Here is a 12,633-nt window from a genome sequence, read left to right as displayed (position 1 = left end):
GTCAGGACCTACTAATATGGCCGCAATGGTCGGCCTGATTTGTGCGGATACGCGAAGCAAGGCCGCAGGAAGACTTCATGTCTTTCAAGGCCTTGTGACAAAGTAGCCCGTGCTGATCAGGCCGATCCGAAGGACGCTCGATAGACCGGCAACCTGCCGCGTCAAACCCCTTGACCGGGGAAAGGCCCCGCTCTGCGGGCTTTTCCTTGCATCTCTTGGTCTATCGAACGCCATTGTGGCCATATTAGTAGGTCCTGACCCTAGACTCCGGCGCTTCGGGGCCTTGCCCCGGAGCGTCAATTCGGCCATCTCTTCTCCCCAGTGTTTTGGGAGAGTTTCATGGCCGATTTCGTTTTTCCGCCCGCCCGCCAGCCGTCTGTTGCCGTTGCCGGCACCGAGGCCCGCTTTCCCGTGCGGCGCATCTTCTGCGTGGGGCGCAACTATGCCGCCCACGCGCGCGAAATGGGCCATGATTCGGATCGCGAGCCGCCATTCTTCTTCACCAAACCGGCTGACGCCGTGGTCGATACCGACACGGTGATCCCCTATCCCAGCCTGACCAAAGATCTTCACCACGAAATCGAGATGGTCGTCGCCATCGGCAAGGGCGGCAGCGACATCGATCCGGCCAACGCGCTCGATCACGTTTACGGCTATGGCGTCGGTCTCGATCTAACACGCCGTGATCTTCAGGGCGATGCCAAGAAAAAAGGCCGACCATGGGACTGGGGCAAGGCGTTCGACCGCTCGTCGCCCTGTGGCCCCATCGTGCCTGTTGCCGAGACCGGTCACCCGTCGCAGGGCCGCGTCTGGCTCGCCGTCAACGGCGAAATCCGCCAGGAAGGCGATCTGGACGAGCTGATCTGGCCCGTGGCCGACGTGATTGCACTGTGCAGCCAGGCCATGGAGCTGAAGGCCGGCGATCTGATCTATACCGGAACGCCTGCCGGCGTCGGCGCGCTCCAGCCGGGCGATCAGGTGGAAGGCGGCGTCGACGGCATCGGCGAGATCGCCATCACCATCGGCGAGGCCTGAGATGAACGAGATCGTCCTGCACAATTATTTCCGCTCCTCCACCTCTTACCGGGTGCGGATAGCCCTCGCCATGAAAGGCATCGACTATCGTTATGCCGCCCACCATCTGCGGCACGGCGAGCATCGCGGCGAGGCTTATCTGTCGGTCAATCCGCAGGGTCTCGTTCCGGCGCTGGTGTGGAGCGACGGTACGATGATCGCGCAGTCCATGGCGATCATGGAGTTTCTGGACGAGACGGTGCCCGAGCCCCCGCTCCTGCCCGCCGATGCGCATGGGCGCGCGCGGGTTCGCATGCTCTCCCAGATGATCGCCTGTGAAATCCATCCGGTGAACAATCTGCGCATTCTGAACGCGCTCAAAGAGCGTTACGGCGCAGACGACGCCGAAGTCGGCGCATGGTTCCGCCACTGGGTGAACGCCACGTTCGAACCGCTTGAAAAGATGCTCTCCGAGCGCCCGCAGACCGGCGTCTTCTGCCATGGCGACACGCCCGGCATGGCCGACATCTGCCTCGTCGCACAGGTGGCGAACAACAAGCGCTTCGACGTCGACATGACGCCCTATCCCGTCATCCAGCGCATCAACGACGCCTGCATGGAACTGGAAGCGTTCCGGAAGGCCGCGCCGATGAACCAGCCCGACGCGGAATAGACCGCTCAGGCGACCTTGTCGTCGAGAATCAGCATGATGATCGTTTCAGCGGCAAGTGCGGGCGTTTCCTCGCCCTCGATTTCCACCTCGCCGTGATGGCGAATGAGAAGCCGGCCCGGCGCCTTTTCCTCGATGCCCTTCAGCGTGCTGCGCAGCCGCACGCGGCTACCGGCCTTGACCGGCGCCAGAAAGCGCAGCCGGTCGAGCCCGTAATTGATGATCGTGCCCAGATGCACCGGCCACGCCCCACAGTCATAAGACAGGCTCGATAAAAGCGACAGCGTGAGGAAGCCGTGCGCCACGGGCTTGCCAAACGGGCTTTCGCGCTCCGTGCGCTCGCGATCCACATGGATCCACTGGTGGTCATTGGTGCAATCGGCGAAACGGTCGATCATCGACTGGTCGACAACCACCCAGTCGGAAACGGTCGTGTCCACGCCGATCTCATTTTCCAGAACATGCGCGTTCATCGTCTATGCCTTTCTGAAATGAATTCGTCTGCAAAATCCGATCTGAGGCGTCAGAACGAGCATGGCTGCGCTTTCCCCGCCGACCGGTTCCCACATTTGTCGCGCGAATATTGTGCATTGCAGCACGAATAACAAGGCAAAGCGCTCATACGTGAAATTGCGCAACTCAGCGATTGCCTGCATAAAGTTGATTGAATTTATCAGATTTATGCCGACTCACTCTGGAATTGTTCTAAACAATAAGCCATATTGCGGGAACGATATGTGAAAGGACTGTTATGCGCCTAACGCGACAAACCAATTATGCAATCCGGATTCTGATGTATTGCGCCGCCAATGAGGGCCGGCTCAGCCGCATCTCGGACATCGCTGAGGCATACTCCCTGTCCGACCTGTTCCTGTTCAAGATTCTGCAGCCGCTTGTCGAGCACGGCTTTGTCGAGACCGTGCGTGGACGTCATGGCGGTGTTCGTCTGGCGAAACCGGCCGGCGACATCACCCTGTTCGATGTCGTGCGCGTCACCGAGGACAATTTCGCCATGGCGGAATGCTTTGAGAATGACGACGCAGAGTGCCCGCTGGTCGAAAGCTGCGGCCTCAATGAAGCGCTGCGCAAGGCGTTGAACGCCTTCTTCGAAGTGCTGGCCGGCTATACGATCAGCGATCTCGCCGTCGGCAAGCCGGACATGCGATTACGGCTCGGTCTTGACGAGCTACCCGAGCGTGTAGCGGCACGCTAGGCTCAGGAAGGACCGTACGCAGACGGTCCTCATCCTCCGAAAATGTCCGTTGACTAGGGTCAGGACCCATTAATATGGCCGCAATGGTCGGCCTGATTTGTGCGGATACGTGAGGCAAGGCCACAGGAAGACTTCATATCTTTCACGGCCTTGCGACAAAGTAGGCCGTGCGAATCAGGCCGATCCGAAGGACGGTCGATAGACCGGCGACCTGCCGCGTCACCCCCCTTGACCGGGGGAATGACCCCGCTCTGCGGGCTTTTCCTTGCATCTCGTGGTCTATCGAACGCCATTGTGGTCATGTTAATGGGTCCTGACCCTAAAGCCGCGCTGACTGTGGCAGCACATAGGGAAGATCCCCACCTGGCGGAACACCCACCTGAATTCGGCACTCGAACACGTCGGACACAAGCCGGTCGTTAAACACATCGGCAGGCGTTCCCGCCGCGACCAGCGTCCCGCGATGCATCATGGCCACCTGATCGGCAAAGCGCGCGGTGAGGTTCAGATCGTGCAGAACCGCCAGCACACCACCGCCGGCAGAAGCAAATCCTGCGGCAATGTCCATGATGATCAGCTGATGCTTGATGTCGAGGCTTGAAACCGGCTCATCGAGCAGAAGGTAGCGCGGCCTGCCGTCGAGCACCGGTTTCCAGACCTGGCAGAGCACACGGGCGAGCTGGACACGCTGCTGTTCGCCGCCCGAAAGTTCCTGGTAAAAACGCCCGGCAAATCCTGCGAGATCAACGCGCTCAAGAGCCTTTTCGGGAAGCCTCGTCTGCTCGGCCGGGCCAGCGCCTGACCGCCCGCCCAGAAGCCCCAGCTTGACCACCTCGCGCACCGTATAGGGGAAGGAGAGCGAACTTGCCTGCGGCAGAACGGCCCGATGCGCGGCAGCCTGCCATGGCTGCATGTGCCGGAGCGCTTCGCCATTGATCCGCACATCGCCATCATATGGCAGGTCGCCAGATACCGCCTTCAGAAAGGTGGTCTTGCCCGATCCGTTGGGCCCGACAATGGCCGTCACGGTGCCCGGCTTCACCGACAGTGTCACATTGCGGAGAATGAGCCTGCGCCCGACCCGCACCGAAAGATCTTCGACATCGATCGCCATCACAGATCCAGAATCCCCCTCTGGCGCAGCAATATCCACAGGAAGAACGGCGCACCGAGCGTCGCCGTGACAATGCCGATCGGCAGTTCCGCTGGTGCCACGACAACACGGCTGATCGCATCGGCCACCAGAAGCAGGCTCGCCCCCAGAAGCGCCGAAGCCGGCAGCAGGTAGCGGTGTTCGGGGCCGATGGTCAGCCGCAGAAGATGCGGCACAACGATGCCGACAAAGCCGATGCCGCCGGCCACGGCAACCGAAGCGCCCGTTGCCGCCGCCACGGCCAGAATGGCGGAGTTCTTTACCCGCTGGACCCGCACGCCAAGATGGTTGGCCGTCGTCTCGCCCAAAACCATCGCGTCGAGCCCGCGTGCCAGGAAGGGCGCTGCAGCAAGGGCTGCAAGGATGATCGGTCCGGCAGCCCAGATTTTTGCCCAGGTGGCCCCCGCCAGAGAACCAAGCCCCCAGAAGGTCAGGTCCCGCAGCTCCTGATCGTCCGCGACGTAGACGAGCATGCCCGACAATGCGCCTGCGAGCGCGCCAAGCGCTATGCCGGCAAGAAGCATGGTGGCGATCGATGTCTGCCCGCGCCGTGTCGCCACCCGGTAGAGGAGCAGGGTCGACACGAGCCCGCCGCAGAAAGCGGCGAGCGGCAGAGCATAAATACCGAACATGCCGATCACCGGAGCAAGCATTGTGTTGCCGAGCACGATCACCGTGATGGCGCCAAGCCCCGCGCCGGACCCCACACCGACAATGCCCGGGTCGGCCAGCGGGTTGCGAAACAGTCCCTGCATGACAGCGCCGGAAACAGCCAGCGATGCGCCAATCAGGCTTCCGAGCACCACACGCGGCAGGCGGATGTCGCCGATGACCACCCGGTCGCGCAGTGAGAGGGCATCTGCTCCACCGCCCAGCCAGCCCGAAAGCACCGCCCAGAACGACGTATCGGATGCACCCGATCCAAGACTGAACAGAAAAAGAAACGCGTAGAGCAGGATCAGGGCCAGAATGACCAGCCGTGCCCGCGCCGAACGGTCGCCACTCGTATCAACATGCCAGCGCCATCGTGGCGCCGGTGCGGCATTGTCACGTAACGCCATGCTATTCGGTCACCGTTTCCGAACCGTTCAGAGCGCTGGCCAGATCGCGCACCGCGCCTGCAGTCCGTGGGCCGAAGCCCAGAAGATACGAACCGTCCATCCGTATCAGGGTTCCCTTCTTTCCGGCCGGAGTGCTGGCGAAAGCGGGGTGTTTCAACACATCCGGCCACCCTCCGTGCCCCTCGCGCTCCATCATGAGAACAACCTCCGGAGCCGCCGAAATCACGGCCTCGTCAGTCACCTGTTTGAAGCCGGACATCGTGTCCATCACGTTGACCCCGCCCGCCATGCGGATGATGCCGTCTGCGGCCGTATTTCTGCCTGCGGCCATGACCCGCCCGCCGCGCATGCTGAGCACGAAAAGCACGCGCTTCCCGTCAGCCTGCTTCTGCGCTTCCGCCTCGGCGGCATCGAGATCAGCCTCTACACGGCGCGCGAGCATTTCGGCTTTTTCTTCAACGCCCAGAGCGGTGCCAACCACGCGAATCTTGCGCAGGATTGCCTCTCGGTCATAGCCTTCCGGAACTTTTACGAGGGGCACGCCGGACGTCTCAAGCACATCCATCGTTTCCACCGGCCCACTTCCTTCCATGGCCAGTATGGCACTCGGCTCGACGGAGAGCACGCCTTCGGGCGAAAGCGCGCGCATATAGCCGATATCGGGCAGTTCCTCCGCCTCTGGCGGATAGGTGCTCGTCGTGTCGCGCGCGACAAGCCGCTCTTCCTCGCCAAGACTGTAGACGATCTCGGTAATGGCACCGCCGATCGTCACAAGCTTCGAGGCGTCGGAGAACGGCTGAATGGCCTCGTCCGCAACGGCGGGAGTGAATGCTGCACCGAGAGCAATGAGCGCACTCACCACAAGCCGCCCCAACCCTCTTCGCGTCACTGAAGAAAACGCTTCACGCATGGTCCGCCAGTCTCCCTGGATCCCATCCCGATTTCCGTAGTGCACGGGACAGTCCAATCAATTGATTTCACCAGACGAAGACAGGGAGCGAGGCTCCCCGTCCAGGAAGGTCAGTCAGGCCACCTGCCGGCATTCGCGCCGTGGCAAGCCTTCGACCATGGAACGCCAGTCGCTTCGCTCGGCATGTCCTTCGAGGCGTTCCCCGAAGAACTGGGCGATCAGTTGTCCGTCGGCGCCATAAGCCTCCATGGAGGTGACATGACCGTCTCTGGTCGGTTTGCGAACGGCCCAGAGTTCCTTCACGTGGTCTGTTCGCAGATGAAGATTGAAACCGGGGTCAAGAATGTTGATCCATGGTCCCATCGGCTTCACCGTTTCGATCGCGCCCGTATGGATCTGGATACATCCGCTGCTGCCGACGAAACACATGATCGGCACTGTCTCACGGACCGCCTGATGCAGCATCTGTGTCAGGGCGTCGTCCTCCAGCCGCCAGGCGTAGTCCTCGCCGATCAGGTGGACGGCCTGATGGCGCGTCAGTTTCAGCTTGCGCAGGATATTGAAGAGCTGATGCACATCCGTCATCGTGCTCCAGCGCTCGCGCAGCACGTCGGCAGCCGGCAGGTCGTCGGTGACAATCTCCTCGATAATTTTCTCTGCCTGAACTTCAAGCGGAGCCAGCTGGTCCGGATGAAGGAAATCCTCGACGAGTTTCTGATAGGCGTAGAGGTTCGACTTCGGCCTCAGATGCACCTTGTGCACGGCATCACCCGCCTGGTCGAAGAACTGCAGGCTGCGCCGCACATCGTCACCGTCGCGCTTTTCCACCGCAAAGCCGAAGGCCCAGCGGGAGGGAAATATGCGCAGATCGATGTCGCGGCCCAGAACCAGCGCATGCTGCGCGCCGGCGGTAATCTTCTCGTAAACGCCGACCTTTTCGTGGACGGCGCTTTCGTTGCGCGTCAGGGCCATCACCTCCCCGACGGCTTCGAGGGCCGGGAGAAGATCGGACACGCGCGGCTCGATACGGGTCACGCCATGGCCCACATGCGCGGCCAGCAGTTCGGCCTCAGAAATGCCCAGCGAAATCGCCAGGTCCCGCTCGCGCATCTTGGGATTTTCGTCACGGGCGCGCCTGATCGCCTCGGGCGCGCGTACTGTCTGAACATTCATTCCACGAAACCTACTTGTTAAGAATCAGCTTTCCCTGGCGGGTAATCTTCAACCGGTAATAAGCACCGTGATGCTCAATTCCGATTTCGCGGCGCCCGCCGAAAAGGTCCGTGCTGGAAATCGTCCGGTCAGGCGTAACGCCGCCTTGCCTGACGGCCAGATGCTGTATGTCTGCCTGTCCGCGCGGGTCGATCGACAAATAGGTCTTCATTGGAAAGAACCTCCATTTTCAGGTCACTGGCTTGGGCTCACATCGACAGCATGTTTTCTGCCATTCGCTTTCTTGACTTTTCTTATCATATTTTATAGCCACCGCAATACCGGAGTGGAATAATCAAGATAAATTTCCTAACCGGATAATCGTCGGCAAGCCAGCGCCAGCCGGCCAGTTGCTGTGTTTAATTGCTGGAGACATCGGGCATGCGAAATTACGCGCGACGCACAAACCTTGGCTTGCTGTGCGGGACTTCAATGGCGACGCTGGTTTTGTCGATGAACGCAATGGCCGAGGAAGTGCCGGTACTTTTGTCGGAAGCGTCAGGCAGGGTCACCCTTCTCGACCGTATAACGGTGGTGAGCAGGACAGAGGAAAGCGCGCTCGAATCACTGGCATCAGTAAGCCAGATCAGCGGCGAGGAACTTGAGCGCCGTATGGCGACCAACGCCAACGACATCTTCTTCGGCGTTCCCGGAATCAAGGTTTATTCCGACGGACGCCCGGCGGTCAGCAACATCAACATCCGCGGCCTTCAGGACGCCGGACGCGTTTCCGTCATCGTGGATGGCGCCCGCCAGAATTTCCACAAGGCGGGCCATGAAGTGTCCCGCATGTTCTGGCTCGACCCGCAGCTTGTCCAGCAGGTGGACGTCATCCGCGGCCCCAGCGCGAACACGTTTGGTTCAGGCGCAATTGGCGGCGTCGTCTATTTCGAAACCAAGAAGCCCGATGATTTCCTGCGTGACGATGAGAATTACGCGCTGTCGCTCACGGGGCGTTATGAATCGAACGGTTCCGGCTGGACCACGAGCGCGATCGGCGCCTATCGCTTCAACGAAGCCGCCTCCGTTCTCGGCAACATCGTCTGGCGCGACTATGGTGACTACAAGGATGGCGATGGTTCACGCGTCGACAACTCCGGCTTCGACGTGCTGAGCGGCCATGTAAAGGGAACCATCAGACCAACGGAGAACAGTGAGCTGACGCTCGGCTGGACCGGGTCCCGCGACGACTGGTCTTCGACGGCAACCCGCAACTACCGGCTCGACAGCGACACGTTCACGGGCGAGTTCAAGATCTCCGACGCCGAGGAGAAGTGGCTCAATCTCAACATCAAGGGTGCGGTCAACAGCATCGATCTAACCCAGACTGATACGGGCCGGCGCCCCGGCACATCGGGCTACGACCTCAGAACGACCAGTTTCGATATCTGGAACACATCCTATTTCGATACCGGGATGATTGCCCATGAACTGACAGTTGGCGGCGACTGGGTCTATGACGATTTCACCTCGAATGCGGCGTCAGGCGGCTCCGACACTTACAACCCGACCGGCACCCGCAGGGTCTGGGGCGCCTACGTTCAGGACAAGCTCACTTATGACTGGCTCGAAGTCGTCGCCGGGCTGCGCTACGATTCCTACGAACTGGAGGCGTCCGACAAGAATTCAGGCGACCGGTTCTCCCCCCGCCTCAGCGTTGGCGTCTCCCCCTTCAGCGAGGGCGTTCTTTCCGGTCTGCAGTTTTATGGCTCCTATGCAGAAGGCTACCGTGCACCCAACACGTCGGAGGCCTACATCACCGGCGGCCATTCCTTCCCCGGCTTCAGCTTTGCGTTCCTGCCAAATCCCGACCTCAGGCCCGAGACCGGCAAGACGTGGGAGGCGGGCATAAACTACAAGGCCGACGGAATCTTCGATGCCGGGGATACGCTGCGGCTCAAGGCAGCCTATTTCCACAACGACATTGACGACTACATTACCATTCCCACTTTCCCGGCAATTCCAGGCAGCGAATGCGCCAGCCTCGGTCACACCATGTGTGCGCAGTACCAGAACGTCTATGCTGCAGAAATCCAGGGCTTCGAACTCGAGGGCCGCTACGATGCCGGGCGCTATTTCGCCGGCCTCGGCATCTCCGTCATCGACGGTCATCAGACCGACAGGGATGGCGTGCGTTCGGACCTCACGACCATTCCCTCAGCCAGCGTCACGCTCGATGGCGGCATGCGTTTTCTCGAACGTCGCCTGACACTCGGTGGCGAGGTGCAATTCAACAGGGCTCCCAGCGGCACGACCTTCGCCGAGGATTACACGCTGGTGAATCTCTATGCGAACTATCAGCCCAATGAGAACCTCCGGTTTGATTTCCGCGTCGACAACCTTTTCGATAAGCGTTACGTGCTGCCGATCGTTGACGTTTCCGATGGTATGCATGCACAACCCGGCCTGACCGTAAAGCTCGGCGCAACCGTCCGTTTTGGAGGATAAAATGCCGTCTCGATTACTTCCAACTTCTCTTCTGTCCACCGCTGGCCGTATCGCGCTGGCGTTGGCCGGCACGCTGGCAGCAACCCTGCCAGGGGCCGCGCAGGACCCTGCCGCCGGCGCGATCAAGCTGGAGCTCAACGCTCTTCAAAAAAGCGAAAAGGGCTGCCGCATCGCATTCGTGGTCGAGAATGCGATGGGCCAGGATATCGCCCGGGCAGCCTACGAAATCGCCCTTTTCAGCAAGGAAGGCCTCGTTGACCGGCTTCTGGTCCTGGACTTCCAGGAACTGCCCAATGAGAAGACCAAGGTGCGGCGGTTCGACCTCGCCGATGCCGATTGCGATGCGATCGGGCGTGTCCTGATCAACGACGCTTCGGCCTGCGAAGGCGATGGGCTCGAGCCCGGTGACTGTATTGCCCGGCTGGAAGCAACCAGCCGCGGCACTGTCACCTTCGGCAAATAACGTTCACATAACAAACCCCACAGGAATGCCCCCATGTTCGACGGCGTCATCTCTTCCATAGGCTCCTTTCTCAAGCTCGGCGGCCCCGTCGTTGCGATCCTGCTTGTTCTGTCGGTCTTCGCTCTGGCGCTCATCCTTCTGAAATTCATGCAGTTTCAGCGCGAGCGGGTCGGCCGGCACGGGCGTTCCAACCGCGCGCTCCATGCCTGGTTCCACCACAACCAGGGCGAGGCACGCTCGATGCTCGCCAATGCGCGTTCGCCGCTGGAGGAAACGCTCGCAACCACAATGCGGCTTGCCGCGGCAAAAGCCGACAAAGGCGCCGTGGAAGACGAGGTCAGCCGCCTGGCGCTTGGCCGCCTGCACGATCTGCAACGCGGGTTTCGCGCGCTCGATGCCATCGCCCAGGTTGCCCCTTTGCTTGGCCTGTTCGGCACGGTTCTTGGCATGATCGAAGCCTTCCAGAAGCTGCAGGAAGCCGGGAATTCGGTGGATCCGTCACTGCTCGCCGGCGGCATCTGGGTAGCACTTCTGACCACGGCCTGCGGCCTTGCCGTTGCCATGCCCGTTTCGCTCCTTCTCACATGGTTCGAAACACGCATCGAAAACGAGCGCGTCGCCATCGAGACGATGACCGCAACCGTTCTGTCGCACGCGTCGATCGAGAAAGCGGAAGAACAGGCAACGACGGCAGATTCCGGCGCGCCACGGCTTGTGACAGGTGAGAGCTATGCGCATTGACGCGGCTGCGGTCAGGAAGAGAAAGCCCCTGTCGCTCACATCGCTGATCGATGTGATCTTCCTCCTGCTGCTCTTCTTCATGCTCACCTCGACCTTTACCCGCTTCGCCAGGGTCGAGATTTCCGGCGGGCCGGCGTCAGTCTCTGCCGGCGGCAAGCCGCCGGACGTGCTGATCCGCGTCGATGATCCGGCGGGCTGGCGCGTCAATGGCCAGACGCTCGCCGAAGAGGCAGCCATCGTCGAACTCGCACGCCTGAAGGAAGCCGGCGCGGAAACCGCCGTTCTCCTGGTGCGCGGCGAGCTTACATCCCAACAGCTGGTCGAGGCGGTGGAGAACATTCGTCGCAACACCGAACTCAACCTTTCCGTCGCGAGGTAATCCCCATGCTCCGCCTTGCCCGTCCCAAGCAGCCCCGCCAGCGGGAAAGCACGATCGCACTGATCAACATCGTGTTCCTGATGCTGATCTTTTTCCTCGTTGCCGGCACGCTGACCCCGCCGCTCGACAATGATGTCAGCCTGATCTCCACCGTCGAGGCCAATCCGTCGGAACCGCCGAATGCGCTGTTCGTCACCGAAGACGGTGAGATGCGCCTGCGCGGTACGGCGACAGATGCGCAGGGTTTCATGCTCGCGCGCGCAGAAACACTTGGTGAAGAGGCTGCAAGACAGCTCGAGATCAAGGTGGCAGCAGACCGCGACCTGCCGGCCGCCAAACTCGTCGACATCGTCGGCGCCCTCAAGGCAGCCGGTGCCAGCAGGATCAGCATCATCACGGAACGTACGGCAGAATGAAAATGCGCGCCTGGAAATGGGCCGTAGCGCTCGCCGTATCGTTAAGCCTGCACGCGGGTGCGGCGGTCTATGTGATGAGCCGCCCGACAGATGTCGAGATCGCCGGTGGCGGCTCGACGGAAATCGCGATCGCCGGCAACGCCTTTGCCGATATGGTCGCCGCCGGTGAAACGACCGAGGAAGTCGTGCCGGAAACGCAGCCGGAGACAGAGCCGGTTCAGCCCGAAACGGCAAGCGAGGTGCCCCCCGAGGCACCGGTCGAAACCGTGGTTGATGAAGCCCCGACCCCGGTCCTGGAGGCAGAGCAACCCGTTACCGAGGTGACGGAGGCAGAGACAGCAGAGGCTATCGAGCCGGTCGAGAACGCGCAGATCGTGGCAGCGCTCTCGGAAGCGCCGGTTCCAACGCCCCGCCCCGCCTACACACCGCCGCCCAAGCCAAAGGTCGAGAAGAAGCAGGTCCAGAGGACCAAAAAGGCACCGCCCAAAAAGCGCAACGCCGGCTCAAAGGGCCGCGACACACAGGACGCGCGCCGCGGAACAACCTCCGGAAAGCAGAATGCCGGTCAGGCCTCCAAGGGCCGGCAGGTCGCGCGCGCCACAAAAAGCGGCAATGCGCGCGTCTCCAACTATCCTGGCAAGGTCGTCTCGAAACTGCGGCGCTCGCTGCGCTATCCGAGCGCGGCAAAACGCCAGCGGCTCAAGGGCGAGGTCCGCGTACGCTTCACGGTCGCGCGGAACGGTTCCGTGAGCGGCATCCGCATTGTACGCAGTTCCGGCTCTAGTGTCCTCGACCAGGCCGCCCTCGAGACGGTTCGCCGTGCAGCGCCCTTCCCACGAATTCCGGATGAAGCCGGTCGTTCGAGCTGGGGTTTTACCGTTCCGCTGGCCTTCCGCCGTTGATCGCGCCAGACCGTCCGCGCAGCCATCGGGCTGCGCGGTGGAGGATTTCAA

General features: G+C 61.3%; 15 protein-coding genes. 9 read left to right on the top strand and 6 right to left on the bottom strand.

Annotated features, from left to right (window positions below; genetic code table 11):
• Positions 1–339: 339 nt before the first annotated feature.
• Positions 340–1,035: a fumarylacetoacetate hydrolase family protein gene (locus tag BLW55_RS01090; protein ID WP_090326086.1), complete on the top strand. Its 696-nt coding sequence runs from the start codon at positions 340–342 to the stop codon at positions 1,033–1,035.
• Between the two features lies 1 nt (position 1,036).
• Positions 1,037–1,687 carry a maleylacetoacetate isomerase gene (gene maiA, locus BLW55_RS01085; protein ID WP_090326083.1) on the top strand — a complete coding sequence of 217 codons (651 nt, stop codon included), beginning with the start codon at positions 1,037–1,039 and terminating at the stop codon, positions 1,685–1,687.
• A gap of 5 nt (positions 1,688–1,692) precedes the next feature.
• Here the strand turns inward: maiA and BLW55_RS01080 are convergent, their stop codons facing one another.
• The gene (locus BLW55_RS01080) at positions 1,693–2,157 is read right to left on the bottom strand and encodes a MaoC family dehydratase (protein ID WP_090326080.1); all 465 of its coding nucleotides are present in this window, start codon (positions 2,155–2,157) and stop codon (positions 1,693–1,695) included.
• A 278-nt stretch (positions 2,158–2,435) separates the two neighbouring features.
• On the opposite strand from BLW55_RS01080, the gene rirA reads away from it, so the two are divergent.
• Positions 2,436–2,897 (top strand): iron-responsive transcriptional regulator RirA, encoded by a 462-nt coding sequence (rirA, locus tag BLW55_RS01075; protein WP_007006804.1) that lies wholly within the window; start codon positions 2,436–2,438, stop codon positions 2,895–2,897.
• A gap of 319 nt (positions 2,898–3,216) precedes the next feature.
• On the opposite strand, the gene BLW55_RS01070 is transcribed toward rirA, so the two are convergent.
• The 5 genes from BLW55_RS01070 to hemP form a co-directional block, all read right to left on the bottom strand.
• Positions 3,217–4,011 (bottom strand): heme ABC transporter ATP-binding protein, encoded by a 795-nt coding sequence (locus BLW55_RS01070; protein WP_090326078.1) that lies wholly within the window; start codon positions 4,009–4,011, stop codon positions 3,217–3,219.
• Positions 4,011–5,111 carry a FecCD family ABC transporter permease gene (locus BLW55_RS01065; protein WP_025029750.1) on the bottom strand — a complete coding sequence of 367 codons (1,101 nt, stop codon included), beginning with the start codon at positions 5,109–5,111 and terminating at the stop codon, positions 4,011–4,013. The genes BLW55_RS01070 and BLW55_RS01065 overlap by 1 nt, the downstream gene beginning before the upstream one ends.
• Position 5,112: 1 nt before the next feature.
• Complete coding sequence (locus tag BLW55_RS01060; protein ID WP_244508956.1) at positions 5,113–6,021, bottom strand: heme/hemin ABC transporter substrate-binding protein; 909 nt, start codon at positions 6,019–6,021, stop codon at positions 5,113–5,115.
• 114 nt (positions 6,022–6,135) lie between these two features.
• A complete protein-coding gene (locus BLW55_RS01055) occupies positions 6,136–7,194 on the bottom strand; it encodes a hemin-degrading factor (RefSeq protein ID WP_090326072.1) in 1,059 nt (352 codons plus the stop codon).
• Positions 7,195–7,204: 10 nt separating this feature from the next.
• Positions 7,205–7,405 (bottom strand): hemin uptake protein HemP, encoded by a 201-nt coding sequence (hemP, locus tag BLW55_RS01050; protein ID WP_007006809.1) that lies wholly within the window; start codon positions 7,403–7,405, stop codon positions 7,205–7,207.
• Between the two features lie 260 nt (positions 7,406–7,665).
• Here hemP and BLW55_RS01045 point away from each other — a divergent pair, with 260 nt between their 5' ends.
• The 6 genes from BLW55_RS01045 to BLW55_RS01020 are packed head-to-tail and all read left to right on the top strand — an operon-like array spanning position 7,666 to position 12,582.
• Positions 7,666–9,681, top strand: coding sequence for a TonB-dependent receptor domain-containing protein (locus BLW55_RS01045; protein WP_090326067.1), 2,016 nt, complete (start codon positions 7,666–7,668; stop codon positions 9,679–9,681).
• A gap of 1 nt (position 9,682) precedes the next feature.
• The gene (locus BLW55_RS01040) at positions 9,683–10,144 is read left to right on the top strand and encodes a hypothetical protein (RefSeq protein WP_090326065.1); all 462 of its coding nucleotides are present in this window, start codon (positions 9,683–9,685) and stop codon (positions 10,142–10,144) included.
• Positions 10,145–10,177: 33 nt separating this feature from the next.
• Complete coding sequence (locus BLW55_RS01035; protein WP_090326062.1) at positions 10,178–10,885, top strand: MotA/TolQ/ExbB proton channel family protein; 708 nt, start codon at positions 10,178–10,180, stop codon at positions 10,883–10,885.
• Positions 10,875–11,264 (top strand): biopolymer transporter ExbD, encoded by a 390-nt coding sequence (locus BLW55_RS01030; RefSeq protein ID WP_090326059.1) that lies wholly within the window; start codon positions 10,875–10,877, stop codon positions 11,262–11,264. The genes BLW55_RS01035 and BLW55_RS01030 overlap by 11 nt, the downstream gene beginning before the upstream one ends.
• A 5-nt stretch (positions 11,265–11,269) precedes the next feature.
• The gene (locus BLW55_RS01025) at positions 11,270–11,680 is read left to right on the top strand and encodes an ExbD/TolR family protein (RefSeq protein WP_007006814.1); all 411 of its coding nucleotides are present in this window, start codon (positions 11,270–11,272) and stop codon (positions 11,678–11,680) included.
• Positions 11,681–11,682: 2 nt separating this feature from the next.
• Positions 11,683–12,582: an energy transducer TonB gene (locus BLW55_RS01020; RefSeq protein WP_244508955.1), complete on the top strand. Its 900-nt coding sequence runs from the start codon at positions 11,683–11,685 to the stop codon at positions 12,580–12,582.
• Positions 12,583–12,633: the final 51 nt, after the last annotated feature.

Source organism: Nitratireductor aquibiodomus (genome assembly GCF_900105565.1).
Classification (GTDB): domain Bacteria; phylum Pseudomonadota; class Alphaproteobacteria; order Rhizobiales; family Rhizobiaceae; genus Nitratireductor; species Nitratireductor aquibiodomus.
The sequence above is the reverse complement of the archived record's forward strand: the minus strand, read 5'-3'. Positions and strand labels throughout refer to the sequence as shown.

Coding starts and splice junctions, on each gene's coding strand:
- BLW55_RS01090 (WP_090326086.1), top strand. CDS start 340: ATGGCCGATTTCGTTTTTCCGCCCGCCCGCCAGCCGTCTGTTGCCGTT.
- maiA (WP_090326083.1), top strand. CDS start 1,037: ATGAACGAGATCGTCCTGCACAATTATTTCCGCTCCTCCACCTCTTAC.
- BLW55_RS01080 (WP_090326080.1), bottom strand. CDS start 2,157: ATGAACGCGCATGTTCTGGAAAATGAGATCGGCGTGGACACGACCGTT.
- rirA (WP_007006804.1), top strand. CDS start 2,436: ATGCGCCTAACGCGACAAACCAATTATGCAATCCGGATTCTGATGTAT.
- BLW55_RS01070 (WP_090326078.1), bottom strand. CDS start 4,011: ATGGCGATCGATGTCGAAGATCTTTCGGTGCGGGTCGGGCGCAGGCTC.
- BLW55_RS01065 (WP_025029750.1), bottom strand. CDS start 5,111: ATGGCGTTACGTGACAATGCCGCACCGGCGCCACGATGGCGCTGGCAT.
- BLW55_RS01060 (WP_244508956.1), bottom strand. CDS start 6,021: ATGCGTGAAGCGTTTTCTTCAGTGACGCGAAGAGGGTTGGGGCGGCTT.
- BLW55_RS01055 (WP_090326072.1), bottom strand. CDS start 7,194: ATGAATGTTCAGACAGTACGCGCGCCCGAGGCGATCAGGCGCGCCCGT.
- hemP (WP_007006809.1), bottom strand. CDS start 7,405: ATGAAGACCTATTTGTCGATCGACCCGCGCGGACAGGCAGACATACAG.
- BLW55_RS01045 (WP_090326067.1), top strand. CDS start 7,666: ATGGCGACGCTGGTTTTGTCGATGAACGCAATGGCCGAGGAAGTGCCG.
- BLW55_RS01040 (WP_090326065.1), top strand. CDS start 9,683: ATGCCGTCTCGATTACTTCCAACTTCTCTTCTGTCCACCGCTGGCCGT.
- BLW55_RS01035 (WP_090326062.1), top strand. CDS start 10,178: ATGTTCGACGGCGTCATCTCTTCCATAGGCTCCTTTCTCAAGCTCGGC.
- BLW55_RS01030 (WP_090326059.1), top strand. CDS start 10,875: ATGCGCATTGACGCGGCTGCGGTCAGGAAGAGAAAGCCCCTGTCGCTC.
- BLW55_RS01025 (WP_007006814.1), top strand. CDS start 11,270: ATGCTCCGCCTTGCCCGTCCCAAGCAGCCCCGCCAGCGGGAAAGCACG.
- BLW55_RS01020 (WP_244508955.1), top strand. CDS start 11,683: ATGCGCGCCTGGAAATGGGCCGTAGCGCTCGCCGTATCGTTAAGCCTG.